Annotated in this window: 25 protein-coding genes, 1 tRNA gene and 1 pseudogene; 13 read left to right on the top strand and 14 right to left on the bottom strand. The window is 67.5% G+C overall.

The window, feature by feature from the left end:
* Window positions 1-281: 281 nt before the first annotated feature.
* The 3 genes from MSG_RS19795 to MSG_RS19785 form a co-directional block, all read right to left on the bottom strand.
* A complete protein-coding gene (locus MSG_RS19795) occupies window positions 282-1,802 on the bottom strand; it encodes a sensor histidine kinase (protein WP_096442264.1) in 1,521 nt (506 codons plus the stop codon).
* The gene (locus tag MSG_RS19790; RefSeq protein ID WP_096442262.1) at window positions 1,799-2,569 is read right to left on the bottom strand and encodes a response regulator transcription factor; all 771 of its coding nucleotides are present in this window, start codon (window positions 2,567-2,569) and stop codon (window positions 1,799-1,801) included. The genes MSG_RS19795 and MSG_RS19790 overlap by 4 nt, the downstream gene beginning before the upstream one ends.
* Window positions 2,570-2,935: 366 nt before the next feature.
* A complete protein-coding gene (locus MSG_RS19785) occupies window positions 2,936-3,160 on the bottom strand; it encodes a hypothetical protein (RefSeq protein ID WP_096442260.1) in 225 nt (74 codons plus the stop codon).
* Window positions 3,161-3,264: 104 nt separating this feature from the next.
* On the opposite strand from MSG_RS19785, the pseudogene MSG_RS26250 reads away from it, so the two are divergent.
* Together MSG_RS26250 and MSG_RS26245 are read left to right on the top strand one after the other, a co-directional pair.
* Window positions 3,265-3,690 (top strand): annotated as a pseudogene (locus MSG_RS26250) (PPE family protein); the annotation flags it as partial.
* Window positions 3,691-4,108: 418 nt separating this feature from the next.
* Window positions 4,109-4,774 carry a PPE family protein, SVP subgroup gene (locus MSG_RS26245; RefSeq protein WP_308737798.1) on the top strand — a complete coding sequence of 222 codons (666 nt, stop codon included), beginning with the start codon at window positions 4,109-4,111 and terminating at the stop codon, window positions 4,772-4,774.
* Here MSG_RS26245 and MSG_RS19775 read toward each other — a convergent pair.
* The 4 genes from MSG_RS19775 to MSG_RS19760 all read right to left on the bottom strand — a co-directional run bounded on the left by MSG_RS19775 (window position 4,681) and on the right by MSG_RS19760 (window position 7,515).
* The gene (locus MSG_RS19775; protein ID WP_066824871.1) at window positions 4,681-4,965 is read right to left on the bottom strand and encodes a WXG100 family type VII secretion target; all 285 of its coding nucleotides are present in this window, start codon (window positions 4,963-4,965) and stop codon (window positions 4,681-4,683) included. The genes MSG_RS26245 and MSG_RS19775 overlap by 94 nt on opposite strands.
* A 50-nt stretch (window positions 4,966-5,015) precedes the next feature.
* A complete protein-coding gene (locus tag MSG_RS19770; protein WP_096442258.1) occupies window positions 5,016-5,312 on the bottom strand; it encodes a WXG100 family type VII secretion target in 297 nt (98 codons plus the stop codon).
* 141 nt (window positions 5,313-5,453) lie between these two features.
* Window positions 5,454-6,596 (bottom strand): PPE family protein, SVP subgroup, encoded by a 1,143-nt coding sequence (locus MSG_RS19765; protein WP_096442256.1) that lies wholly within the window; start codon window positions 6,594-6,596, stop codon window positions 5,454-5,456.
* A gap of 67 nt (window positions 6,597-6,663) precedes the next feature.
* Complete coding sequence (locus tag MSG_RS19760; RefSeq protein WP_096442254.1) at window positions 6,664-7,515, bottom strand: PE/PPE C-terminal domain-containing protein; 852 nt, start codon at window positions 7,513-7,515, stop codon at window positions 6,664-6,666.
* A gap of 361 nt (window positions 7,516-7,876) precedes the next feature.
* Between MSG_RS19760 and MSG_RS19755 the strand changes: the two genes are divergently transcribed.
* Window positions 7,877-7,950: transfer RNA gene (locus tag MSG_RS19755), tRNA-Leu, on the top strand.
* An 86-nt stretch (window positions 7,951-8,036) separates the two neighbouring features.
* Here the strand turns inward: MSG_RS19755 and MSG_RS19750 are convergent.
* Both MSG_RS19750 and MSG_RS19745 read right to left on the bottom strand, forming a co-directional pair.
* Entirely contained in the window at window positions 8,037-8,372 is a 336-nt protein-coding gene (locus tag MSG_RS19750) for a DUF732 domain-containing protein (protein WP_096442252.1), read from the bottom strand.
* Window positions 8,373-8,534: 162 nt separating this feature from the next.
* Window positions 8,535-9,770 carry a methyltransferase domain-containing protein gene (locus MSG_RS19745; protein ID WP_096442250.1) on the bottom strand — a complete coding sequence of 412 codons (1,236 nt, stop codon included), beginning with the start codon at window positions 9,768-9,770 and terminating at the stop codon, window positions 8,535-8,537.
* Between the two features lie 87 nt (window positions 9,771-9,857).
* Here MSG_RS19745 and MSG_RS19740 point away from each other — a divergent pair, with 87 nt between their 5' ends.
* From MSG_RS19740 to MSG_RS19705, 8 genes are all read left to right on the top strand, one after another.
* Entirely contained in the window at window positions 9,858-10,640 is a 783-nt protein-coding gene (locus MSG_RS19740; protein ID WP_096442248.1) for a hypothetical protein, read from the top strand.
* Between the two features lie 104 nt (window positions 10,641-10,744).
* Window positions 10,745-11,500, top strand: a complete 756-nt coding sequence (locus MSG_RS19735) for a dienelactone hydrolase family protein (protein WP_096442246.1) — start codon at window positions 10,745-10,747, stop codon at window positions 11,498-11,500.
* A 9-nt stretch (window positions 11,501-11,509) separates the two neighbouring features.
* Window positions 11,510-11,782, top strand: coding sequence for a DUF6295 family protein (locus MSG_RS19730; protein ID WP_096444686.1), 273 nt, complete (start codon window positions 11,510-11,512; stop codon window positions 11,780-11,782).
* 6 nt (window positions 11,783-11,788) lie between these two features.
* On the top strand, window positions 11,789-12,571 hold the full coding sequence (locus MSG_RS19725) for a DUF427 domain-containing protein (protein WP_096442244.1): 783 nt from the start codon (window positions 11,789-11,791) through the stop codon (window positions 12,569-12,571).
* 416 nt (window positions 12,572-12,987) lie between these two features.
* Window positions 12,988-14,133 carry a YncE family protein gene (locus MSG_RS19720; RefSeq protein WP_096442242.1) on the top strand — a complete coding sequence of 382 codons (1,146 nt, stop codon included), beginning with the start codon at window positions 12,988-12,990 and terminating at the stop codon, window positions 14,131-14,133.
* 144 nt (window positions 14,134-14,277) lie between these two features.
* Entirely contained in the window at window positions 14,278-15,909 is a 1,632-nt protein-coding gene (locus tag MSG_RS19715; RefSeq protein ID WP_096442240.1) for a fatty acid--CoA ligase, read from the top strand.
* A 45-nt stretch (window positions 15,910-15,954) separates the two neighbouring features.
* Window positions 15,955-16,836 (top strand): class II glutamine amidotransferase, encoded by an 882-nt coding sequence (locus tag MSG_RS19710; protein WP_096442238.1) that lies wholly within the window; start codon window positions 15,955-15,957, stop codon window positions 16,834-16,836.
* Window position 16,837: 1 nt separating this feature from the next.
* A complete protein-coding gene (locus MSG_RS19705) occupies window positions 16,838-17,707 on the top strand; it encodes a patatin-like phospholipase family protein (protein ID WP_096442236.1) in 870 nt (289 codons plus the stop codon).
* Here the strand turns inward: MSG_RS19705 and MSG_RS19700 are convergent, their stop codons facing one another.
* Together MSG_RS19700 and lpqV are read right to left on the bottom strand one after the other, a co-directional pair.
* Entirely contained in the window at window positions 17,708-18,751 is a 1,044-nt protein-coding gene (locus MSG_RS19700; protein WP_232011088.1) for a patatin-like phospholipase family protein, read from the bottom strand. It lies immediately after the preceding gene.
* Window positions 18,752-18,842: 91 nt separating this feature from the next.
* Window positions 18,843-19,262 (bottom strand): lipoprotein LpqV, encoded by a 420-nt coding sequence (lpqV, locus tag MSG_RS19695; RefSeq protein ID WP_096442232.1) that lies wholly within the window; start codon window positions 19,260-19,262, stop codon window positions 18,843-18,845.
* Window positions 19,263-19,414: 152 nt separating this feature from the next.
* Between lpqV and MSG_RS19690 the strand changes: the two genes are divergently transcribed.
* Together MSG_RS19690 and MSG_RS19685 are read left to right on the top strand one after the other, a co-directional pair.
* Window positions 19,415-19,999: a cupin domain-containing protein gene (locus MSG_RS19690; protein WP_096442230.1), complete on the top strand. Its 585-nt coding sequence runs from the start codon at window positions 19,415-19,417 to the stop codon at window positions 19,997-19,999.
* Window positions 19,999-20,427, top strand: coding sequence for a rhodanese-like domain-containing protein (locus tag MSG_RS19685; RefSeq protein ID WP_096442228.1), 429 nt, complete (start codon window positions 19,999-20,001; stop codon window positions 20,425-20,427). Before MSG_RS19690 ends, MSG_RS19685 begins: the two co-directional genes overlap by 1 nt.
* A 6-nt stretch (window positions 20,428-20,433) precedes the next feature.
* On the opposite strand, the gene MSG_RS19680 is transcribed toward MSG_RS19685, so the two are convergent.
* From MSG_RS19680 to MSG_RS19670, 3 genes are read right to left on the bottom strand one after another with little or no spacing between them, the layout of a single operon-like run.
* Window positions 20,434-22,182, bottom strand: coding sequence for an alpha/beta hydrolase (locus MSG_RS19680; protein WP_096442226.1), 1,749 nt, complete (start codon window positions 22,180-22,182; stop codon window positions 20,434-20,436).
* Window positions 22,183-22,191: 9 nt separating this feature from the next.
* Window positions 22,192-22,974, bottom strand: coding sequence for an enoyl-CoA hydratase (locus tag MSG_RS19675; RefSeq protein WP_096442224.1), 783 nt, complete (start codon window positions 22,972-22,974; stop codon window positions 22,192-22,194).
* Between the two features lie 14 nt (window positions 22,975-22,988).
* The gene (locus MSG_RS19670; RefSeq protein ID WP_232011087.1) at window positions 22,989-24,062 is read right to left on the bottom strand and encodes an enoyl-CoA hydratase/isomerase family protein; all 1,074 of its coding nucleotides are present in this window, start codon (window positions 24,060-24,062) and stop codon (window positions 22,989-22,991) included.
* Window positions 24,063-24,088 lie beyond the last annotated feature (26 nt).

Here is a 24,088-nt window from a genome sequence, read left to right as displayed (position 1 = left end):
GCGCATACGAAAAGCCCTCATCGAAGTCAGCCACAATGCAGTCTTCGGAGGCAAGGTCAGCTTGAAATTAATGGGAACGGCCCCGCAAGGGCCATTGGTTGACACTTTCCTAACGGCGTCGCGGTGCACCTTTACGAGTCTTTAACGCCTGTGTGTTCGACAATGCCGGCACCTTGCGTGAGTGCCGGCCCCGGCGGCCCTTTCGACGGCCATAGCGGTGCGAAAACCGCAGCGCGGGGGCAGCACCCGGCGTCGTGGAACCGGCTGTCGATATTCGGCGTTCAACTCGTCGAGCCGGCGCCGTCCACGCCGTCGAGTAACGGCAGCCGTACCCGGAATACCGTTCGGCCGGGCACGGATTCGGCCGTCACCCACCCGTGGTGGGCCTTGACGATTGAGCTCACGATGGCCAGGCCGAGTCCGATCCCCGAACCGTTGGTGCGCGAGGTGTCCGCGCGGACGAACCGTTCGAACAACCGGGGGAGCAGCTGGGTGTCGATGCCGGGCCCGTCGTCGGCAACGGTGAGTTCTGCGTAGGGGCCCTGCGGACCGCGGGCGTGGCAGCTGATGGTCGTGGTCACCGTGACACCGGGCGGCGTGTGCAACTGGGCGTTGTTGAGCAGATTGCTGACCAGCTGGTGTAGCCGGGCGTGATCCCCGCGCACCCACACCGGTTCGTCGGGCAGGTCTTTGACCCACCGGTGGGACGGCGCCGCGACCGCCACGTCGTTCACCGCATTGGTGACCAGATCCGCCACGTCGACATCTTCGTTCTGCAGATCTTCGCCTTCGCCCAGGCGCGAAAGCAGCAGCAGCTCGTCGACGAGCAGGGCCATGCGGCGGGCCTCGGATTCGATGCGAGCCAACGCGTACTCGGTAGTCGGCGGCAGCGCCGAACTGTCCTGCCGAGTCAGTTCGGCGTAGCCCTGAATCGCCGCCAGCGGGGTTCGCAGCTCGTGGCTGGCATCGGTGAGGAATTGCCGCATGCGCAGGTCGGAGTCGACCCGATGGGCCAGTGCGCTATCGACGTTGTCCAGCAACCGATTCAGCGTGTGACCGACGATTCCGACCTCGTTGTTCGGATCGGTGTCCTGCGGCGGTACCCGCACGCCGATTCGGTGCTCGTCACCGGCGAGCGGCATCGCGGCGACCTCCGCGGCAGTGGCTGCCACCCGACGCAGGGGGCGAAGGGTGTAGCCGACGACCCAGACGGTGAGCCCGGCGGTGACCACCAACGCGGCCGCGACAAGCGCTGTGGTGGTGAGATTATTGCGCGCGATGATCCGGTCGGCGAGGCTCAGCGGCACCGCGACGACCAGGGTTTCGCGTCCTTCGATCAGGCAGTCGACTCGGTAGGAGCCGAGGCTGCCCAGCTTCTCGCTGTGCGGTGGGCTGTCAATCCAGGTCTGTGCCTGGATGGCCCGCACGACATCGGGTGGGGCGGGGCGGACCTCGTCCTCGGAGAACACCGCCGAACCGATGACATCGCCGTCGTGCAGGACGGCGATGAGGTTGCCCGGCGTTTGTTCGGTGAAGCCCAACAAGGCCTGCGCCACCGGCGGATTGCCATCGCGCGCCGAATTCTGGTCGCCACTGCGGTATCTGGCGTAGGCATTGCTGAACGCGTCTAAGGATTTCGCGACCTCGGCGTCGTTCATGGTGTTGACGTAGCCGCGCAGGCTGAGCACCGAGACGATACCGACCGCCACCAAAACCACTGTGACGACGGCCAATACGCCCACCAGCAGTTGGCCGCGCAACGACCGGGGGAACCCCCGCGGGATGTTGCGCTCGCCGGTCATTCCGGCGGTCGCAGCATGTATCCGATACCGCGGACCGTGTGGATCATCGGTTCCCGGCCGGAGTCGATCTTCTTCCTCAGGTAGGAGATGTAGAGATCGACGATGCTGGTGCGCCCGGCGAAATCGTAGTTCCACACCCGATCCAGGATTTCGGTGCGGCTCAGCGCCCGCCTGGGATTGCGCATCAAGAAGCGAAGCAGTTCGAATTCGGTCGCGGACAACGCGATTAGGGCTCCGCCGCGACTGACCTCGCGGCTGGCGGTGTCGACGCGCAGGTCGCCGACCTTGAGAGCCTCGGCGGCCGGCGGGGTCAGTTGGCTGGAGCGGCGCAACAATCCGCGCAGCCTGGCGACCAGTTCTTCGAGGCTGAATGGCTTGGTCATGTAGTCATCGGCGCCCGCGGTGAGCCCGGTGACGCGGTCCATGACCGAATCCCGGGCGGTCAGGAACAGCGTGGGCGTATAGGCGTCCGACTCGCGGATGCGGTGCAGAATGCGCAGGCCGTCGACGTCGGGGAGCATGATGTCGAGCACCAACACGTCGGGGTTGACGCTGTCGAATTTGGCGATCGCCTCGCGCCCGTTGTGTGCGACCTCGACAACCCAGCCCTCGTAGTGCAGCGCCATCTTCACCAAGTTGGTGAGAGCGGGCTCGTCGTCGACCAGCAAAACTCGGATCGGTGAGCCGTCGGCGCGGTTTATTCGGGGCAGCTGCCCCAGAATTGCCTGACGCGGCCGCTCGCTGCCTGCGTAACCCATTGCTGTCATCTTCCTACATTCTTGCAGAGGGCACACCGAGCTGTCACCGGGTTCATAGGGTTCTCAAATCTGAGCCCGTCCGAGGTTCTTTATCCCAGCTGTCGTTTATGTCCGTTTCAGGTGTGTTACATCAGCTCGATTGACGTGGCATCGGAGCCAAAAATGTTGGAATATATAGCCGTTAGATTGTCTGCGATTTGGCGCCAATAACTCGATCTCTAAATTGCCTATACGCGAACGGGTTTAATGGACAACGAGATGCCGGCTCCCGGCGTGTGTCGGTGGCCTTCACGACGTGCGCGCGACCGCCGAGTGCAGTGAGAAGCCCTCGTTCGTGGACGGGTCGTTTCGCGATGTCGCGAAAGCCGCAATTGATCAATGTTTTTCGTAATGCGGCTCGGTAAAATCCCGTTCCACCGGGCGATCGAAAGCGTACGCGGATACGCCCGGCGAGCGCCGGAACCCCGATTCCCGGATCGCCGATTCTGTTGTTGTCGGCAGGGCGGTGAATGTGTCCGGATTGCCGTTTCCGGCGGCGTCGAACGCACGTTCGCGGGTCTGCCGGACCGGGCCGGTGGGAAACCGCCGGGCCCCTGTCACGATGCGTGGCTGCAGTTCAGTCAGCCGAGCAAACCGCAGCGCCCCCGATCGCTTCCGCCGGCCGTCGGTGACCGGTTCAGCAAACGAGAAGATAGGAGCGGGCGATGGATTTCGGAGCCTTACCACCAGAGATCAACTCCGGCCGGATGTATTCCGGCCCCGGCCCCGCGAGCCTGCTCACCGCCTCGGCCGGCTGGGATGGGCTGGCCGCCGAGCTGCAGACCGCGGCCGGCGGCTACTACTCGGTGATCTCGGGGCTTGTCGACGAATCGTGGATGGGTCTCTCATCGATGTCGATGCTGGCCGCGGTCGTCCCCTTCGTGATGTGGATGCGGGGCATCGCTGCCCAATGCGAGGAGGCGGCCACCAACGCCACCGCCGCGGCCGGCGCCTACGAGACGGCCTTCGCGATGACCGTGCCGCCGCCGATGGTCGCTGCGAATCGCGTTCGGCTGATGACGCTGATCACGACCAACATCTTCGGTCAGAACACCCCGGCGATCATGGCCACCGAGACGGAGTACAGCGAAATGTGGGCCCTGGACGCCGCGGCGATGTACGGCTACGCGGCGAATTCGGCTTCCGCGTCGGTCCTTTCGCCGTTCACCTCACCGCCGCAGACAACCGATTCAACCGGGGCTGCCCAGCAGGCTCGCTTGATGGGGCAGGCCGCCGCCGACCAAGCCGGCAGCGGTTCGCAAAAGGCGGCGACACAAGTCGTTTCGTCCGTACCGCAAACGCTGCAAGCGCTGTCCACCCCCGGATCGTCGGCGGCGGTGGGAACGGCGACAGGGGTGGGGACGTCGAGCGCCACCACGCCGCTCAGTGCGCTGTCGAAACTTTCCAGCGCGTCGAGCAAGGGCGTGACCGAGAGCACCAGCGTCGCCACGGGTAACGCGACCAGCCTGCTCACCGGCACTGCATCCGGGTTAGGCAGCGGCAACATCTATGACGTGCTCGGCTTGGGCTCGGACATCATCGGTTTGGAGTCCGACATGGCCGGCCTGGGCGCCGATGGTGGCGGCTTGGGTGCCGATGGCGGTGGCATCGGCATGGACGTGTACGAGTCTTCAGCTCGACCTGGCGGGTGCGGGTTCGATTGTCGGGGCCGAAGGAAGCGGAGGTTTTCCCGGCATGGGCGGCCTCGGAGATATCCCCGGCGTGGGAAGCCTGGGCCACGCCGGGGGAGCCGTCGCGGGCCTGGGTCAAGCCGACGGCCTGGGCACGCTGTCGGTGCCGCCGAGTTGGGCGGACGCGCTCGGGGCGGCCGCGCCGACGCCCGTCCCGGACGCCGGCTTCGCGCCGGGGGGATGGGGGCGATGCCGTCGTCGGCATCCGGCAACGGCATCTCGAAGCTGCCGTTGGGCGGGATGGTCGGGCGCGATTCCGACGGTTCGGTCCAGCGAATTGGCTTCCGGCACTCTATGCTTCCGCGTTCGCCCGCGGCTGGATAACGCGAAGGTCGCAAACAACGGGGCCGCACACCTGTCGGTGTGCGGCCCCGAAGGAGAGCGTGTGCGTCAGGCCCAGCTGGATCCGACGGCGCTGTCGGTGCTCGCCATGTTGTTGCCGGCGGACTGCACCTTCTGGCCGTGCTGGTTGGCCTGCTCGTAGATCACCTGGAAGTTGCGACCCAACTGGGTGATGAACTCCTGGCAAGCCACCGAACCGGCGCCACCCCAGAAGTCACCGGCAGCAAGCACATCACGAACGATGGCCTGGTGCTCGGCCTCCAGCGAGGCGGCCTGCGCGCGGATGAGCGCGCCGTGGGCGTCGACATCTCCGAACTGGTAGTTAATGCTCATGTTCTAGTTCCTCCTACGGGAAAAGTATTGGAGTAGTGGGATTTGCCGGACTAGTGGCTCAGGGCCTGCTGCGAGGCCTGCTCTTGCGTCTCGTAGTTGTTGGCGTCGCGGATCAGCCCGTCACGCACGCTGTGGAGCATGTTGACGATGTTGGTGAACGCCTGGTTCATCTGTCCCATGGTGTCGTAGGACGTCGCCTGGGCCTGGCCGCTCCAGCCCGCGCCGGCGATGTTCATCGACGATGCCCACATTTTGCGGGCCTCGTCCGACACCGTCTGGGCGTGCATCTCGAAGCGACCTGCCATCGAGCGCATCGCGTGCGGGTCGGTCATGAAACGTGTTGCCATTTGTCTTCTCCTTTGGTTGCAAGCTTCGGAATTCGAAGTCTTTCAGCTGGTATGAGCGTGTTGGTAGCCGCTTGCGGAACAGATCGCGGCCTAGCGGTTAACGGCTAACCTCATCTGAGTTACAGACCCCCCCTTCTCTGATCAGACGACCACCTGCTTGGGCATGACGATCGGCTTGAAGCCGTACCGCGGTCCGGCGTAGGCGCCGGCACCCTTGCCTGCGCCGGTGACCATTCCAGGCATGCCCATGGCCGGGTTTGCGCCGGCTTCCTCGGCGGCGACGGTCCAGCCGGAGCCCTCGAGCGGGGCGACGGACGAGGCCAACGACGCCTCGGTCTGGGCGGCCCCCGCCCAGCTGGCCGGCACCGAGAGCTTGCCGACGGTGGTGGCTTCGCCGACGCCGGCCGACGCCCCCATGCCGGCCCAGGCTCCTGCGCCGGCCATTGGCCGCACCGAGTTCACCACGGTTCCTTCGACCACGCCGGCCGCAGTGCCGTCGGGCACCACGTCGCCGACCGCCGCCGCCGGCACCGCGGCGCCGGCAAGCGTGTGGCCCAGCGACACGGCGGTCGGGATGGTGTTACCGACGAACCATGCCGCGGTGTTGACGGCACCGTTGATGGTGTTGGCCACCACGGGCGTGCCGAGGAGTCCATCGATCGAGCCGTAGAGATCCGACAGCGTGCTGCCGAGACTCGATGTCGCGTCCGCTGTCGCACCGGCGGCGGAGCTGGCATCCGCGGCTGGCGTGATGGGCAGGATGGCCCCCGTCACGTCCACGGGCGGTGTCGTGAACGCGGGAAGCGCCGCGGTGTCCGCCACTTGGTACGCGTTCATGACCGCGAGGTCGGTGGTCTCGAACCCCGCGTATGCGGTTTCCAGCGCTGTCACGGTGGGCAAGCTGAAAGGAACCGCCCCTAGTGCTGCGTAGTAGGCAGTCCGATTCGCAGTGACCGTCGCCAGGTTCACCACTCCGGTGGCCGCCGTATGGTATGCCGTCAGGGACGCCGCGACGGCGCTCTGCGCCGCCTCGACCTCGGCCTGCGTGGCGGTCAGCCAGCTGATGTACTGGTTGGCCGCGGCCAGGGCGGCGGTTGCCCCGGCGCCGGTCCAGCCCGAGTCATTGACCAAAGTCCCGAATGTGTCAGACCAAGCGGTTGCTGTTGCCTGCAGTTGGGCGGCCAGGTTGCTCAAAGCGACCGAAGCGGCGCTTAGTGACGCCCCTTGGTCGCCGGCAATGATTTGCGCCGCGATGACCTCGGGGATTACCGCTGTGAAACTCATTTGTGCCCCAATCCTTCTAGATCTAATTCCGCTTTGGATTAATCAGTACGAGCGCGCCCGTGGCCGCCTAGACGGTCGCCGGTTTCGGCATGACGATGGGCTTGACGCCGTAGCGCGGCGCACCGAATCCGGCGGTACTGCGCCCGGCGCCGCCCGTGACCATTCCGGGCATGCCGGGAATGAACGACCCCGACGCGGCCTCTGGCGCGGCCGCAGTCCAACCCACGGTCCGCAGCGGAGACGTGGCCGTGCCCGCCACCGGCGTGACCGTCCCGCCCCAACTGGGGGGCGCGGACAGGTTTCCGACCAGGGTGCCCCCGCCCATCGCGCCCATCGGCATCGCGCCCAAGCCGCCCATCCCGCCCACGCCGGCGCCGACGGGCGTCGTCTCGCTGGCCAGCGCCGCCGCAACACCGGCGTCGCCGATGGTGTCGGAACCGGCAGGCAACAATCCGCCACCGGCCATACCGAGCAGGTCGGACATGGCCGAAGCCCAGTTACCGCCACCAATGTTGACCAGGTTGGCGGCGTTGCTCGAAACGCTGAGTGGGTTGACGCTGCTGACGGGACCACCAAGGAGCGTGGCGATCTGGGTGATGATGTCGCTGACGGGGCCAGTGACCGTCGCGTCGGCCGCGTTGGCGGCCTCGGTGAAGGTGTAGGTGTCGCTCGCGTTGCTCAGGTTGGCGATGAACTGGGTTGCATAGGACTGGCCGTTGGCGAGGGCCGTCTGTAGCGTGCTGGCCCAGGCGTCGAGTGCCGCAACCTGCGCTATCGACACCGAGTCAGCTCCGGGGGGCACTGTCGCGGCGACCGTCGCGACCGCGGCGATGTCTGGCGCCAAAGCAGTGTCGGCGTTGGTCAACGCCGTTACGGCGGCCTGCAGTACTCCCGGCCCTAAGGTGAATGTTGGTGCCATCTAATGCTCCTCTGGTGTTCGAAACATGTCGATCCAAAATTCTTGGGTCGAATCTGAGTGTTGACGTACGAGCCCCTGTGTACTGCCCGTAAGGCTAATTTCCCCGCTTCCCAAGTTCCCGACCGAAAGCGCCCGGGTGAGAGGCGTTTACGGCTTGTTAACGCCCACGCGGTCCGTTTTAACAAGCTCCTCGCGGCTGACATAGCTGTGTCATCTGGCGTGTGGCCGCGGAGCAGGAAGAAGACGGGCGGCGCGGGATCGTACGCGAGGAATCAATCGCGCGCACCCCCGGACATTGGCCCGATTCGGGCGGGATGCGGTGTCGGAGATCCGGGGCCGGCACGCTAGATTCGCCGCCGGGGCCCCCATAGCCCAATTGGCAGAGGCAGCGGACTTAAAATCCGCCCAGTGTCGGTTCGAGTCCGACTGGGGGCACTACAGTTTGGCCCGGTTACCCCTACACATGAGTTTCGTATGAGCCATGGCTCAGCCGCCAGGCCGGTTGCGGTCGGGGGCGGGCCTCAACCCGACATCTTGGCCCGGTTTTGCGGGCAGTAGGCCGCAATCGCGGCGCCCACGATGCTGCCGGCGCCGTTGTTGCTCACTCCGAGCGATTTCTTCACGTCGCCGACTGTCTGAGCCATCGTGTCGCCGCCGTCGAAGTCCGCGCACACCGCGTGCCCGACGTTGATCATCGTTCCGTCCTGACCGCTGGCCCAGCTCAATCCCCGCTGCTGCAGCGTTTGCAGGTACTGGTCATCCGCCGGGTCGGCGCTCGCAACCGGTGCGGCGGCCAGCGCAACGAGACCGGACACGACGGCAGCGAGGGGGCCGGCCAACCGTGCCGTGCTCTTCATGCGTCGACTCCTCGATGTGGATCATGCTTGCGTAGGACCCGAATCCTAACGATCTGTCGAGACTATGTCGCGGCGGCGGAATTTGCCAGATTCGGGCGACGGGCCGTCGGCAGCTGGTACCAAACCGAGCCGCAAAGATGAAATCCCCTGCCCCCCAATATGTTACGTCCCGCTATCGCAGCCGTCGATGGCCATCGCCAGGAAATCCAGCCGCCACAGCCGTTGGAAGAGCGTGCGGGCGACGTCCTGCGCGGCGCCCGCATCTCGCGGGACTGCGCCGTCGTCGCGCCGGGCCGCGATCGCGGCGATCTCGCGAATGCTGCGGTGGCCGTCGACCAGCTGAGCGAAGGCCAGCTGAGTCAGGTCGAGCCTCAGCCGCGTGCCGGGTCCGACCAGGTCGGCGCCGGACAGTGTGCACGCCGTGCGGGCCAGCGGAACGTAGTCGAGCGACCCGGGTGTCGAGAAGTCGATCGTGTACTGCTCTTTGGGGCGCTCGGGGCGGCAGGCCATGAAGAAGTGAGTGGCATTCGCCGGTTGCAGCCGCTCCATCACCGACCACAGCTCGACGTCGTCGGGCAGTGCCGCGAGCGCCGCCTGTAGCCCGCTGGGCGGCTTGCGGAAGTCGTGCGGGTAGTAGGGGCTGCGGTGAAACCAACCCTGGAATGCCAGGCCGGCAGAGGCGACCAGGTCGACGCACTCCGGCACCGTGTAGCTGCGTGCGCGACCATGCAGGAACGTGTCGACCAGCGCGCCGTCGGTCTGCAGATCGCGTGCGATCCCCAGGTAACTGCGGACGGGATGATCGGTGGGCAGGACCGCGATGGTGTCCTTGACCAGTTGCACCGACGCCTCGTCCTGGGCCAGTCCCAGGTCGCGGAAGACCGACTCGAGCAATTCGACGCCGGCCCGACCGTACTTGGCGTAGAGCATCAGCCCGATGACGCCGTCGCGGCGCAGGCACCCCGCCAGCGCCCGCATACCCGTCCGCGGATCGGCCATGTGGTGCAGCACGCCGGTGGACACGATCAAGTCGAAATCCCTTTGCAGCGCAGGCAATTCCTCGATCGGCAGCAGGTGCAATTCCAGATTGTCCAGCCCGTGCTTGTGCTGGAGATACCGCTGATGGTCCAGCGCCGATTGACTGACGTCGACCGCCACGACTTTGGCGGCCCGGTTGGTGAAGGCGAAGACCGCCGCCTGGTTGGCGCCGCAGCCCGCGATCAGAATGTCGAGATCCGGCTGGTATCCGCGGTCCGGCCACAGCACCCGGTGTGCCCGAAACGGGTCGAACCACTCCCAGTTGTTGGTCGAGTAAGCCTCGAGATCGGAGATCGGCGGCGGGTACTGCCAGCGATCGTATTGCCGGGAGACAACGTCGTTGCGGGGATCGTCGGTCACTACGAGGCAATCTAATGGGTTGGCCCGGCTGCCGCAGGATGCCTGCGGTCGGCACGCCCGCAACCGCCACTCATACACTGACGCATCGTGGGCATGCTGTTCGGGTTTGCGCCGTGGGTCGTCTACTGGGTCCTGGTCGGTAACGTCCCCTTCACCACCGCAGTCCTGGTCGCGTTGGCGATCGCGATCGCCGCATTCGTCGTCAGCCGCGCATTAGGCAAGCCGGGACGCACACTGGAAATCGGCGCCGTCGCAACGTTCGTGCTGCTGGCGGTTCTGACCTTCACCCTCAGCGATTCGTTCATGCAGCGGTGGATCCAGCCGCTGAGCAACGCCGGCATCTTCTTGGTGGCGCTGATCGGCCTGCTGGTCGGCAAGCCGTTCGTGCGGGAGTTCGCCGCGGCCGAGCAGCCCCCCGACATCGTCAAGACCGAGCTGTTCGGCCGGGTCGCCACCGTGTTGACCTGGGTCTGGGTCGCGGCCTTCGCCGGCATGACGGTGTCGTCGGCGATCCCGCCGACCGTGCAGGGTGATGCCACGATCCTGGACACGAAGACACCGCTGTCGTTCGTCTGCTATTGGGTGATCCCGTTCTCGCTGTTGGGCCTGGCGGCGCTGGCGTCGCGCTGGCTGCCGGACCGGATGTTGGTCGGCATCGACGACCTCGAGCGGGAGACGTCGTTCGTCGCCTACGACGAGGCGACGATCGACGAGCTGTACTACCTCGCCCAGGAACACGCGAACCGCGAGGTGGGCCCGGGCAAGGAGGCGTACAACGTCAAGGTTGGGGGGATGGGCACGCCGCTGACTGGAGACGAGTCCAGAAAATCGTGGCCCTCCACCTACAAAGTCCGCGACCGGCGGCGCTAGCGGCCGGCGCTGCGCTTGCGTGGCGCGACCTGCGGCCCGGCCGCCGGCACCGCTTTTGGATACGTTGGTTTCGACGGGCGCACCCAACCACCAAGGAGCACGCGATGAACGCGTTCAGCCCAGATGCCATTCGCGCGGAGACGATCACGATCGTCGGGCACGGCGGCGACGAGATCGAGGCCTACCGCGCGACACCGCTGGCCGACGGATCGCGCGGCGGGATCGTCTGGATCCACCACATGCCGGGCTACGACCGGGAAACCAAGGAATTCGTGCGACGACTTGCGGTCAGCGGCCACCACGCCCTCGCCCCGAACCTGTACTCGCGCGAGGCGCCAGGCGCCGCGCCTGATGACGCCGCGGCGGCCGCGCGGGCGGCGGGTGGGGTGCCCGACGAGCGCTTGGTCGGCGATGTGGCCGGCGCGGTGGCACACCTGGGGTCGCTGCCGGGCGCCAACGGAAAGTTTGGCGTCATCGGGCACTGCTCCGGCGGCCGGCATGCCTACCTGGCAGCGTGCTCGCTGCCGTTCGACGCCGCGGTGGACTGCTACGGCGCCTTCATCGTCGAGGATCCGCCCGAAGGCATGCCCAAGGCCATGAAGCCGATCCTGGGCCTGGCCCCCCAGCTGAGCTGCCCGCTGCTGGGCCTGTTCGGGGCCGACGACAGGTTCCCGGCGCCGCCTGCGGTGGCGACGCTGGACGCCGAGCTGACCACGCTGGGCAAGGAACACGAGTTTCACTCCTACCAGGGCGCGGGTCACTCGTTCTTCTCCGTCGATCGGCCGGCGTATCGGCCGGAGGCCGCCGTAGACGGCTGGCGCCGCATCGATGAGTTCTTCGCCATCCACTTGAAAGGCTAGGTGCGGCGGATGTGCACTTACCTCACCGAACACGTCGAGATCGAGGGCAGCGGCAAGGGCGCCACGGGTTGGTTCGGTGCCGACCGCGCGACGGTCTACGTGGACCATCCCGTCCACGCGCCCTACGGGCACACCGTCAACATCGACGTGATCAACCCGCAGTTGGGTCCGGCGGCGCGTGTCGCGCTCGAACTCACCGAGGAAAGCGCGCTGGCGCTGGCCGACGCCATCCACAAAGCCATTTCGCACGCGCCGGCTGGCCTGGCGTCCAAGAACCAGTAGGGCGTGATGACCACCGACCGTGACTATCCGCAGACGGCCACCGAGCGCGGCAGGGTGGAGCCCGCGCCCCGGCGGGTCCGTGGGTACCTGGGTTCCGAGCTGATATTCGACACCACCGCGGCCCGCTACGTATGGGAAATCCCTTACTACCCAGCCTATTACGTGCCGCTGGCCGACGTGCGCACGGAGTTTCTGCGCGACGAGGATCATCCGCAAAGGGTGCAGTTCGGTGCGTCGCGATTGCACTCTTTGGTCGCGAGCGGTCAGACGCACCCGTCGGCCGCACGCGTATTCGACCCCGGCACCGACAGCCCGGTGGCGGGGACCGTGCGCTTCGAGTGGGATGCGCTGCAGTGGTTCGAAGAAGACGAACCCATCTACGTCCACCCGCGCAGCCCCTACACGCGGGTCGACGCCCTGCGCTCGCATCGCCACGTTCGGGTCGAGCTCGACGGTGTCGTGCTCGCCGACACCGAGTCCCCGGTGCTGTTGTTCGAAACCGGCTTGCCCACAAGGTATTACATCGACCCGACCGATGTCGCCTTCGAACATCTGGAACCCAGTGCGACCCAGACGATGTGCCCGTACAAGGGCGCGACGTCCGGCTACTGGTCGGTGCGGGTGGGCCCGCCCGGCAATCAGGCGGTGCATGCCGACCTTGCCTGGACCTACCACTACCCCGTGCCGGCGGTCGGGCAGATCGCCGGTCTGGTGGCGTTCTACAACGAGAAGCTCGACATCGCGGTCGACGGCGTCGCCCTGCCACGGCCGAACACCCACTTCAGCTGACCGATTACGGCCCTCGCGAAAATAATTCCGCCGCTGACATCGATCTGCGAAATGTGACGTTAACCTCCTTTTGCCCTACAATGCTGAGAATTTCTTATTGCGAGTCAATCCATTGCGAACCCGCGATGGGTTAGCGATAATAGTCATATTACTAGTTCAACGTGGTAATAGGCTTTGCCGCGGTACCGGCGTCCCGCAAATTCGACTAATGGAGTGCGTGGCCTGCTTACGCGGATAACGTGACATGGATAACAGGAGTTTATTTAGCGTCGGAGGCGGAAAATCGGATGGCTAGAATTAACCGACAACTCAGCAATACGAGCTGGGATCCGCTCGGCCGAGGACCACGGATCGCGCAGGGATGGTCGACCCGATCGCGGTAGAGCCGAACCACAACAGCGAAGGCGGTGCCCACCATGAGCGACAGCAGAGGCCGGGAGGCCGCCCGTGCAACCCTCGACGCCGCGCCGATCGGCCGCGTCTTCGTCGAGATCGCCGTCGGCGACGGGCCCATCAGCGGCTTGGCCACCAGCAGCGACGGCACCCGGTTGATCGTGTCCAACTACGGCACCGGCAGCGTGTCGATCATCGACACCGACCACTGCCGGGTTGTCGAGACCATCGATGGCCTCGACGAGCCGTTCGCCCTTGCCATGGGCGGCCCCGGGGCCGATCGCGCGTATGTCAGCACCGTGTCGCCCGCCTACGACGCCATCGCGGTGATCGACACGTCCACCAACACCGTCGTCGCGAGGCATCCGCTCGCGCTGTCCGTGAGCGACTTGGCGGTCGCCCCGCGCGGCGAGCGGGTGTATGCCAGCCGAAACGGCACCCGGATCGCCGACGTGGCCGTCCTGGACACCGCGACCGGCCGGATCGAGACGGTCGACCTCGGCGTGCGGGGGCCGGGGATCACGGCCGACTGCGTCGGCGCGAGCCCCGACGGTGATCGCGCGTACGTCGGCGTCAACGGGCCGTCCGGTGGCCGGCTCGTCATGATCGAGGCAGCCCAGCCGGACGAAGCGGCGCGCCCGCAGCCGTCCACCCGATCGGGTGCACGCGACGGGCGCACCGGCTTGCGTGTGGTCGGCTCGGTGGAAATCGGCTTACCCGTGCGCGGCGTCGCGCTCAGTCCTACCGGCGCCCTGGTCTACGTTGCCAGCTGTGATCCCGAATTGGGCGTGGTGGTCGATGCGGTCGACACCCGCACCCGCAAGATCGCCAGCACCTGCAAGCTCGGCGAGCTCAGCGGCATTCTCACCGGATTCACGCTCAGCGCCGACGGCGATCGCGCCTATCTGGTCAGCGACGACCGCGTGACCGTGCTGTGCACGCTCACCGAGGATGTCCTCGGCACGCTACGGGTCCCGGCCCAGCCGTCGTGCGCCGCAGAAAGCCCGGATGGAACACGCCTTTACGTCGCCGACTACGCCGGCGCGGTCACCGTCACACCGGTCGACTGGTCCGACCGGTGTGACGTCGAGGACGACGTGCCCTGCGGCGACGTCCCGACGGCGTGGGCTGTGCCCGAGTTCATGGCCTACGAGCCGGCGCTCACCTAGTTCCGCCCTGGTCCGGCGCGCACCGCTCACCGTTCCCCGACACGACGTGCCATGTCGGGGAACCCATTCCCCAGCAACGCCGGCAGCGATACCATGTCGCCCGACCGGCTGGCGGGGCCGGCCCCGAGACCAGGGCGGTAGTCGATGGACAGCACGATGCAGGACTTCCCGTTGACCATCACCGCGATCATGCGGCACGGCTGCGGCGTCCACGGCGCCCGTACGGTGACCACCGCCACCGGCGACGGCTACCGGCACACCAGCTATCGGGAACTGGGCCGGCAGGCCGCGCAGCTGGCCAACGCGTTGCGCGGCCTCGGCATCACCGGCGACGAACGCGTCGCGACTTTCATGTGGAACAACGCCGAGCACCTGGCGGTCTACCTGGCCGCGCCGTCGATGGGCGCGGTGCTGCACACCCTCAACATCCGGCTGTTCCCGGAGCAGATCGCCTACGTCGCCAACGAAGCCGAGGACCGGGTCGTGCTGGTCGACTTGTCGCTGGCCAAACTCCTCGCGCCGGTGTTGCCCGAACTCGAAACCGTGCACACCGTGATCGCGGTCGGCAGCGGCGACACGGCCGCGCTGGAGGAGTCGGGCAAGACCGTGCTGCGTTACCACCAGTTGCTCGAGGGCGAGTCGACCGAATTTGACTGGCCGGACATCGACGAGAGGTCCGCGGCCGCGATGTGTTACACCAGCGGCACCACCGGCCACCCCAAAGGCGTCGTCTACAGCCATCGTTCGAGCTTCCTGCACACCATGGGCGCCTGCAGCGCCAACGGCATCGGGGTGGGATCCAGCGACCGGGTGCTGCCGATCGTGCCGATGTTTCACGCCAACGCCTGGGGGCTGCCGTATGCGGCGCTGGCGGCCGGCGCCGACTTGGTGTTGCCCGATCGCCACCTGCAGGCGCCGGCGCTGCTCGACATGATCGAGAAGCTGCGGCCCACCGTGACCGGCGCGGTGCCGACGATCTGGAACGACGTGCTGCATTACCTGGAAAAGGAGCCTTATCACGACTTGTCGTCGCTGCGCCTGGTGGCCTGCGGTGGCTCGGCCGTGCCGGTGTCGCTGATGCGCGCCTTCGAGGACAAGTACGGTGTGCGGATCAAGCAGCTGTGGGGCATGACGGAAACCTCCCCCCTGGCCACCATGGCGTGGCCACCGCCGGGCACCCCGGACGACCGGCACTGGGCCTACCGCGGGACCGCGGGCCAGCCGGTGTGCGGCGTGGAAATGCGGATCGTCGACGACGACGGCCAGGTGCTGCCCAACGACGGCGACGCCGTGGGTGAGGTCGAGGTGCGCGGCCCGTGGGTCGCCGGTTCCTACTACCTCGGGCGCGACGAATCGAAGTTCGATTCGGGCTGGCTGCGCACCGGCGATGTCGGCCGCATCGACGACGAGGGCTTCGTCACGCTGACCGACCGGTCCAAGGACGTGATCAAGTCCGGCGGCGAGTGGATCTCCTCGGTAGAACTGGAGAATCACCTGGCCGGGCATTCCGAGGTGCTCGAGGCCGCGGTCGTCGCAGTCCCCGACGAACGCTGGCAGGAACGGCCGTTGGCCGTCATCGTGCTGAACGAGGGCGCCTCGGTCAGCGCGGATGAACTGCGAATGTTCCTCGCGGACAAGGTCGTTCGGTGGTGGCTGCCCGAGCGTTGGGCGTTCGCCGACGAGATTCCGCGCACCAGCGTGGGCAAGTACGACAAGAAGACCATCCGGTCCCGCTACGCCGAGGACTTCTACCTGGTCATCGAGACGCGCGACTGACACTGAGGCGCTGGCCCCGCGCCCGCGTTCGGTACCGTCGAGCCCATGTGTCGACTCTTCGGCCTGCATGCCGGGACGCGCGCCCGCGCGGCGACCTTCTGGCTGCTGGACGCGCCGGACAGCCTGTCCGCGCAGAGCAGGCGCAACCCGGACGGCACGGGTCTGGGCGTCTTCGAAGCCGACGGCCGGCCGAGGCTGTACAAGCAGCCGATCGCGGCGTGGCAGGACGCCGACTTCGCCACCGAGGCGCTCCGCAAGACCGGGACGACGTTCATCGCCCACGTGCGCTACGCGACGACGGGCTCGCTGGACGTCCGCAACACCCGCCCGTTCCTGCAGGACGGCCGCATCTTCGCGCACAACGGCGTCCTCGAGGGGCTCGAGATTCTCGACGAACGGCTGCGTGCGGTCGGTACCGCCGATCTGATTCTGGGCCAAACCGATTCGGAGCGGGTGTTCGCGTTGATCACTGCCTCGATCCGCGCCGCCGGCGGCGACATCTGCGCCGGCATCGCCGACGCGATGACCTGGCTCGCGGCGAACGTACCGATCTACGCGGTCAACATTCTGCTGAGCACGGCCACGGACATGTGGGCACTGCGCTATCCCGAGACCCACCAGCTCTGTCTGCTGGACCGGCGCGACGATGCTCTCCCGCCGGCATTCGACTTGCGCACCATACGAATTCACGCGCAGTCCGAGGAGTTGCGCACGCGGTCGTCGGTGGTGCTGGCGACGGAGCCGATGGACGACGACCCGCGCTGGCAGCTGCTGCACCCCGGCGAGCTGGTGCACGTTGACGGCTCCCTGCAGATCGACCGGACGATGATCCTGCCCGATCCGCCGCGGCAGCTGCTGCGGCGCGAGGAACTCAGCAGGCCCGTCGAAGACGCGCAGCACGCGCTGCCCAACACCCGGAAGTTGTGACATGACGACCAAGCGCGCACTGGTGCTGGCCGGTGGGGGCATAGCCGGAATCGCCTGGGAGACGGGTATTTTGCAAGGAATTGCCGACGAGTCGCCGGCGTCCGCGCGGCTGCTGCTGGACTCCGACGTGTTGGTCGGGACGTCGGCGGGTTCAGCGGTTGCCGCGCAAATCGGCGGCGGGACCGCCCTGGCGACGCTGTTCGACCGGCAGGTCGCCGAGGTGTCGGCCGAGATCGATTCCGGCGTCGACGTCGAGACCATCACCGAACTGTTCCTGACCGCTCTGGGCGAGCCGTACGACGAATCGCTGCCCAGGACGCGTCAGCAGATGCAGCGGATCGGGGCCGTGGCGCTGAGCACCGGTACCGTGGCCGAGCCGGTCCGCCGCCGGGTGATCGCGCAACGCCTGCCGTCGCACGATTGGCCCCGGCGGGTGCTGCGCATCACGGCGATCGACACGGCCACCGGCGATTTGGCGGTCTTCGATGCCGCATCGGGAGTCGAACTTGTCGATGCGGTGGCATCGAGCTGCGCGGTGCCGGGCGCGTGGCCGCCGGTGACGGTCGGGGGTCGGCGGTACATGGACGGCGGGATCGCGAGCTCGGTGAATCTCGGCGTGGCCGGCGACTGCGACGCGGCCGTGGTGCTGGTGCCCTCGGCGCCCGACGCGCCCTCGCCGTTCGGCGCCGGGCCTGCCGCCGAGATTGCGGCGTTCGACGGCCCCGCCTTCGCGGTCTTCGCCGATGACGGCTCGCTGAAAGCCTTCGGGCCCAACCCGTTAGACCCGCGTTGCCGGATCGGCTCGGCGCTGGCCGGTCGCGAGCAGGGCCGCCGCGAGGCCTCGGCCGTCGCGCGGTTCCTGGGCGTGTGATCAGTCCTCGGTGGCGGGCGGTGCGGGCGTTTCCGTCGGCCGCTCGCGGGAATCGAGCGCCTGCTCGGCGAGTGCGCGGCCGGCGTCGATAACCTCTGCGGCGCGGTGGAAGTCGAGGCTGCGGCACGTCGAGCGTGGCACCTCGATCAGCAGATCGGGCGGATAGCCCGACAGGGTATGCCGCGTCAACGCCGACTGCGCGATGTCGAACGCCCGGTAGACCACGTCGAAGCTGCCCAGTTTCGGAACCTCGAGCGCAGCCTCGAGTTCGTGTTCGTTCTCGGTCGGTCCGTCGTCTGATCCCTCCGAGAAGGTGTCCGCGCCTAATCGGCCCAACACCGCGCGCGCGGTCGGCCGGTCCAGCAGCGAGCGGACGGCGCTGGTGTCCAGTAGCGCAGAAGTGCTACGCACCATGCGATTCAACCACTCGGTCGTCGCTGCGGGTTCCGGCTCGCGCTTGTCGATCACCTCGCTGCCGCTGACGGCCACGGCGATCGTCAGGTCGGCGTTGACCGCCGCGAGCGGGGCCATCGGCAGTGGATCGAGGATCCCGCCGTCGGCCAGCAGCCGGCCGTCGACTTCGTGCGGGGCGATCAGACCGGGGATCGCGATGGAGGCGCGGATCGCCGCGTCGAGGGGGCCACGCTGGAACCACACCGACTTCCCCGCCAGCAGATCGGTGGCCACCGCGGTGTAGGGGATCGGCAGGTCCTCGATGGCGACCGGGCCCAGGATCTCGCGCACCGCGTCCAAGATCTTCTCGGCGCGCAGCACACCGGCCGCGCTGATCGACGGGTCCAGCAGCCACAGGATGGTCCGCTGCGTCAAGGATTTCGCCCAGTCGGCGAACTCGTCGAGGTGCCCGGCCGCTTGCAGGCCGCCGACGATCGCGCCCATCGACGAGCCGGTGACCCCCACGATCTCGTAGCCCCGCGCGGTCAGCGCGTCGATCACTCCGATGTGGGCATAGCCGCGGGCGCCGCCGCTGCCCAGGGCCAGTGCCACCCGCGGCGGGGACGATGAACGCGCGACTTCGCCGGGCACCTGTTCATTTTGCGTCGCGCGGTGCACCGGCGCCGGGTCGGGACGGCACTTTTTTCCCGTGTGATCACAATTGCGCAGCAGTTGGAGGCGGTTAGCCGCATTCGTCGCCGGCCGCGGCGCGCGCGGCGGTGATCACGGCCGCCTGCCGCGCTGGCGTCAGCTCCACCCACCGGGCATTCCAGCTGCCCGGGGTGCCCGACGGCGCCGCCTGGACCATCGCCAGATACGGCTCCAACAGCGACTGACCGCCGGCCTTGGGCTGGGCATCCATCCACACCTTCGCGGCGTGACACGCCTGGTAGTACTCCTCTTCGGTCGACTCTGCGGGGACGTCGACCCGGGTCGTCACGCCGGCGGGCGAGAGCCCCACCATACCCGGCGGCGCCTGACTCGGCGCGCGCGCAACGGTTGACGGCCGCGCCGCCGAGGACGTGGCGGGGCCGCCGGGGGTGCCGTGCCCGCACGCAGTGAGCCCGAGCAGGCCGGCCAACCCGGCGGCCACCACGACCACGCCCCGCCCAGGGAGCCGACGACAAGACCGACGCACAGTGTCAATCTATGCAACACTTGCGGCCGTGATGGAGCGCCTCGGATTTTGCGAGTGTTGTCGGCCCTGACCAGCCGCCGCTTGCCCAAAATCCATTCTCCCTGGAGCTCTCACCGATGTCTTTGCCTGCCGTCAGTCCCGTCGCGCCGCGCCCGCGAACCCCAGCCGCCCCGCCCGCCGGTCCGACGCGGCTGCGGGTTTCCGACCTGTTGCATGCCACCGACCGCGCCGCCGACGATGTCCTCAGCGGACGCTGCGATCACCTGCTGCCCGCGGGCGGCGTCCCGCAGTCGAAACGATGGTTCACCCGAATCCAGGGCGACGACGAGCTGGACATCTGGTTGATCAGCTGGGTGCGGGGCCATGCCACCGAACTGCACGACCACGGCGGATCACTGGGGGCGCTGACGGTGCTGTCCGGGTCGCTCCACGAATATCGTTGGGACGGAAAGGGATTACGGAGGCGCCGGCTGGATGCCGGTGACCAGGCCGGGTTTCCGCTGGGCTGGGTCCATGACGTGGTGTGGGCGCCGCGGCCGTCGCCGGGGCCCGTGATCGCGCTGAACGGGCCGGTCGCACCGACCCTGAGCGTGCACGCCTACTCGCCGCCGCTGACCGCCATGTCCTACTACGACATCACCCAGCGTCACACGCTGCGTCGCCAGCGCACCGAACTGACCGACCAACCGGAAGGGACGTGATGAGCCGTATCGACCTGGTCCTGAGAGCGGCGCGGCGCCGGTACCGTCGCCTGCCCGCCGCCGAGGTCCCCGATGCGCTGCGCCGGGGGGCCGTATTGGTCGACATCCGGCCGCAGGCCCAGCGGTTGCACGAGGGCGAGGTGCCGGGTGCGTTGATCATCGAGCGCAACGTCCTGGAATGGCGGTGCGACCCCACCAGCGACGCCCGGCTGCCCGAGGCCGTCGGCGACGACGTCGAGTGGGTGATCCTGTGCTCGGAGGGTTACACATCCAGCCTGGCCGCGGCGGCGCTGCTGGACATCGGCCTGCTCCGCGCCACCGACGTGATCGGCGGCTATCACGCGCTGGCCGACGCCGGCGTGCTGGCCGAGCTGGGCCGGGAGCCGACCGCCTCGGCGGCGTTGAGCGGGACCGCCGCGCGCCGCTGACTCTGGTTACCCGTTGGAATGCAGCAACGGCCGCAGCCGCGCCGTCTTCTCCGGTGTCCACCCCGGTGGTGACAGCACCGCGGCCCAGCCGTCGGCGATGTCGGCGACGTAATGGTGCCCGTGGCCGTCCGGCACGTCGACCGCGACGGCCATGTCGGCCGAGACTTGCAGGAAGGTCACGACCGGAATCCATCGCGTCTCGGGAAGCACGTCGTAGCCCCGCGGTTCGCGCAGCCAGTCCGGCTCGCTGAACAGCAGGTCGGGCGTCCACCAGGCGATCGGGTCGGACGCGTGCTGCAGATAGACCACCCGCGGATGCTCCCAGGCGGAATTCGGACGGTCCAAATCCTTTGCACGAGAGACGAATCGGACGTTGCGGCCGTCGTTGTAGACCGGTAACCACTGCGGCGAACCCGCGTCGCGGGTCGATGTCAGGTCCGTCCAGATGGTGTTGTTGAAGGTCGGTCCGCTGAACAAGGCGCCGTCGGTGCGGGCCAGCACGTTGTTCAGGCTCATGAACGGTGCCTCGCCGCCGAACGAGCCGAGGCTCTCACCGAACACGACGAGCTTGGGCCGTTGTCCCTCGGGCATCTGCCGGATCAGGCGGTCCACCGCCTCAAACAGGGCCTGCCCGGCGCGGCGCGCGTTCTCCTTGTCCACCAGGAAGGACAGCCAGCTGGGCAGGAACGAATATTGCATGCTCACGATCGCGGTGTTGCCGTTGTACATGTACTCCAGCGCCGACGCCTCGGCCTCGTTGATCCAGCCGGTCCCGGTGGTCGTCGCGACCGCGACGACCTGGCGTTGCAGGCCGCCGGTGCGTTGCAGCTCGCGCGCCGCCAGCTCGGCGGTCGCGGTGATGCCGTCGGCGGAATTCAGTCCGGCATAGGCGCGGATGGGTTCGACCGGCGGGGCGCCGTTGAAGCCGGCCAGCTCGTCGGCTTTGGGTCCGCCCCCGACGAAGATGCGCCCCTCGCGGCCCAGCGACTCCCACGACACCAGGGATTGCGGTCCGCCCGACCGCAGTGGGGTTCTCGGCGGCGCGGTTTCCGGGTTCATCTCGTTGTTTGCGGAGGCGAACGTGTTGTTCAGGATCCGCATCGTGTGCTTGATCACCACACCATTGAGCAGGGTGATGGTCAGCGTCACCAGCGCGACCACCACGATGGTCACCGACAGGCGGAAGGATGCGATCCGGTCGACCTCCCCGACCAAGAATCTGACCAGCCAGCGGATGAACTGGCCGATTTCGACCAGCGCGAACAACACGATCACCGACAGCCCCGCCGCGATCGGGTAGTCGTACCACTGCAGGTGTGGCACGCCCATCAGGTCGCGCACGTCGTCCTGCCAGACGTGAAACCAGATCGCCATCAGGACCTGGACCACCACGGCGATCGGGATCAGCACCTTCCACGCCCAGCGCGGCGGTGGGGGGCTGGACTTCGATTCCCGCATGTAGCGCACCAGCCATACCGAAAAGACGCCCAGCCCATAGCCGATGGCACCGGAGAACCCGCTGACCAGCCCCTGGAACAGCGGGCCGCGGGGCAGCAGCGACGGCGTCAGGGAAAGCCAGACGAAGATCAGGCCGACCGTGGTGCCGGTGAATGTGTAATGCCTTATCCACCAGGGATTCCGGATGGATTTTGGGACTTTCGCGGTGCCGTGGGCGGTGGCGTCCGGCGCGGCGTCAGAGTCGATGACGGAGTCGTCGCCGGCATCGGTGTGGGTCGCGGACCCCGTCTCGCTCATGGGCGTGTCCTACCGGTGGGTGAAGTGGGGAGCGCGCTTCTCGATGAAGGCCTGCATGCCTTCGGACTGGTCGTCGGTCGCGAAAGTCGAATGGAACAGCCGGCGTTCGTACAGCAGCCCCTCGGTCAGGGTCGATTCGAAGGCGCGGTTGACGGCCTCCTTGGCCATTCGGGCCGCCGAGAGGGACATCTGCGAAATGGTGGTGGCCACGGCCTTGGCCTCGGTCAGCAGGTCGTCGGCCGGCACCACCCGCGAGACCAGGCCGCTGCGCTCGGCCTCTTCGGCGCCGATGGTGCGCCCGGTCAGGATCAGGTCCATCGCCTTGGCCTTGCCGATGGCGCGGGTGAGCCGTTGCGAACCACCCATGCCGGGCAGCACGCCGAGCTTGATCTCCGGCTGGCCGAATTTGGCGGTGTCGGCGGCGATCAGCAGGTCGCACATCATCGCGAGCTCGCACCCGCCGCCGAGCGCGTGCCCGGCCACCGCGGCGATCGTGGGGGTCCGGACGGCGGCCAGCTTGCCCCATGGGGCGAAGAAGTCGGCGGCGAACGCGTCGGCGAACGACAGCCCAGCCATTTCCTTGATATCGGCGCCGGCGGCGAACGCCTTGGCCGAGCCGGTGATGATGATCGCGCCCACGCCGGGATCGTGATCGAATTCGGTTGCCGCACTGGTGACTTCGTGCATGACCTGGCTATTGAGCGCGTTGAGCGCCTGCGGCCGGTTCAGCGTGATGATCCCGACGCGTTCCTCGCGCTCGATCAGGATGGTCTCGTAGCTGTTGGGTGTCATTGCACATCGCCTTTCTAGAAACGTAGGTCGTCGTCGACCGGTACGAAGTAGGCGTCGACGGCGGCCGCCGTCACCTGGTCCAGCGAGGCCGGGGACCACTTCGGGTTGCGGTCTTTGTCGATGATCTGCGCCCGGATGCCCTCCACCAGATCGTGTGAGCGGGCCGCGACCGACGACACCCGATAGTCCTGGACCAGAACATCTTCCAGCGTATCGAGCTTCGCGGCGCGGCGCATCGCCTGCAGCGTGACCGAGACCGCGATGGGCGAGCGGCTGGAGATCAGCTTGGCCGCGTCGTTGGCCGGTCCGGCCGCGTGGTCCCGCAGCGCCGCGACGATGTCCACGACGGTCTCACCGGCGAAACATTCGTCGATCCACTCACGTTGTGCGGCAAGCTGACTGGGCGGCGGCTCGGTGACATGGGCGGCGACCGCGGACTCGACGCCGTCCGAGACGATCGCCGCGGTGAACGCCGCGAGTTCGCTGTGCGGCAGGTAGTGATCCGCCAATCCCAGTGTGATGGCGTCGGATCCGGACAGCGTCGCGCCGCTCAGCGCGGCGTACAGGCCAAGCGCGCCGGGCGCGCGGGACAAGATGAACGCCCCGCCGACGTCGGGGACAAACCCTATGCCGACCTCGGGCATTGCCACCTTTGAGGTTTCGGTCACGACCCGGACGTTGCCGTGCGCGCTGACGCCGACCCCGCCACCCATCACGATGCCGTCCATCAGTGCCACATACGGCTTGGGGAACCGGCCGATCTGGCCGTTGAGCAGATACTCGTCGCGCCAGAACTTGCGCACCTCGACGCCGTCCTTGCGGGCGCTGTGATAGACGGCGACCACATCGCCGCCTGCGCACAGCCCGCGTTCGCCGGCCCCGGAGAGCACCACCGCGTGCACGGCGTCGTCGGCCGCCCACCGGGTGAGCAACGGCCCCAACGCGTCGACCATGGTCTGATTCAGCGAGTTGATCGCCTTGGGGCGGTTCAGCGTGATCAATCCGACGCCGTTGTCGACCCGGGTCAAGACCTCTGCGGTTTCGGGGTTGGTTTCGGGGCCGGATTCCGCTGTCGCGCCGTCGGTCACTCGCTGGCCTCCCATCGCCGGAATTG

Source organism: Mycobacterium shigaense, assembly GCF_002356315.1.
Lineage (GTDB): Bacteria > Actinomycetota > Actinomycetes > Mycobacteriales > Mycobacteriaceae > Mycobacterium > Mycobacterium shigaense.
Note: the sequence above shows the minus strand (reverse complement) of the source record. Positions and strands in the feature narration are given on the sequence as shown.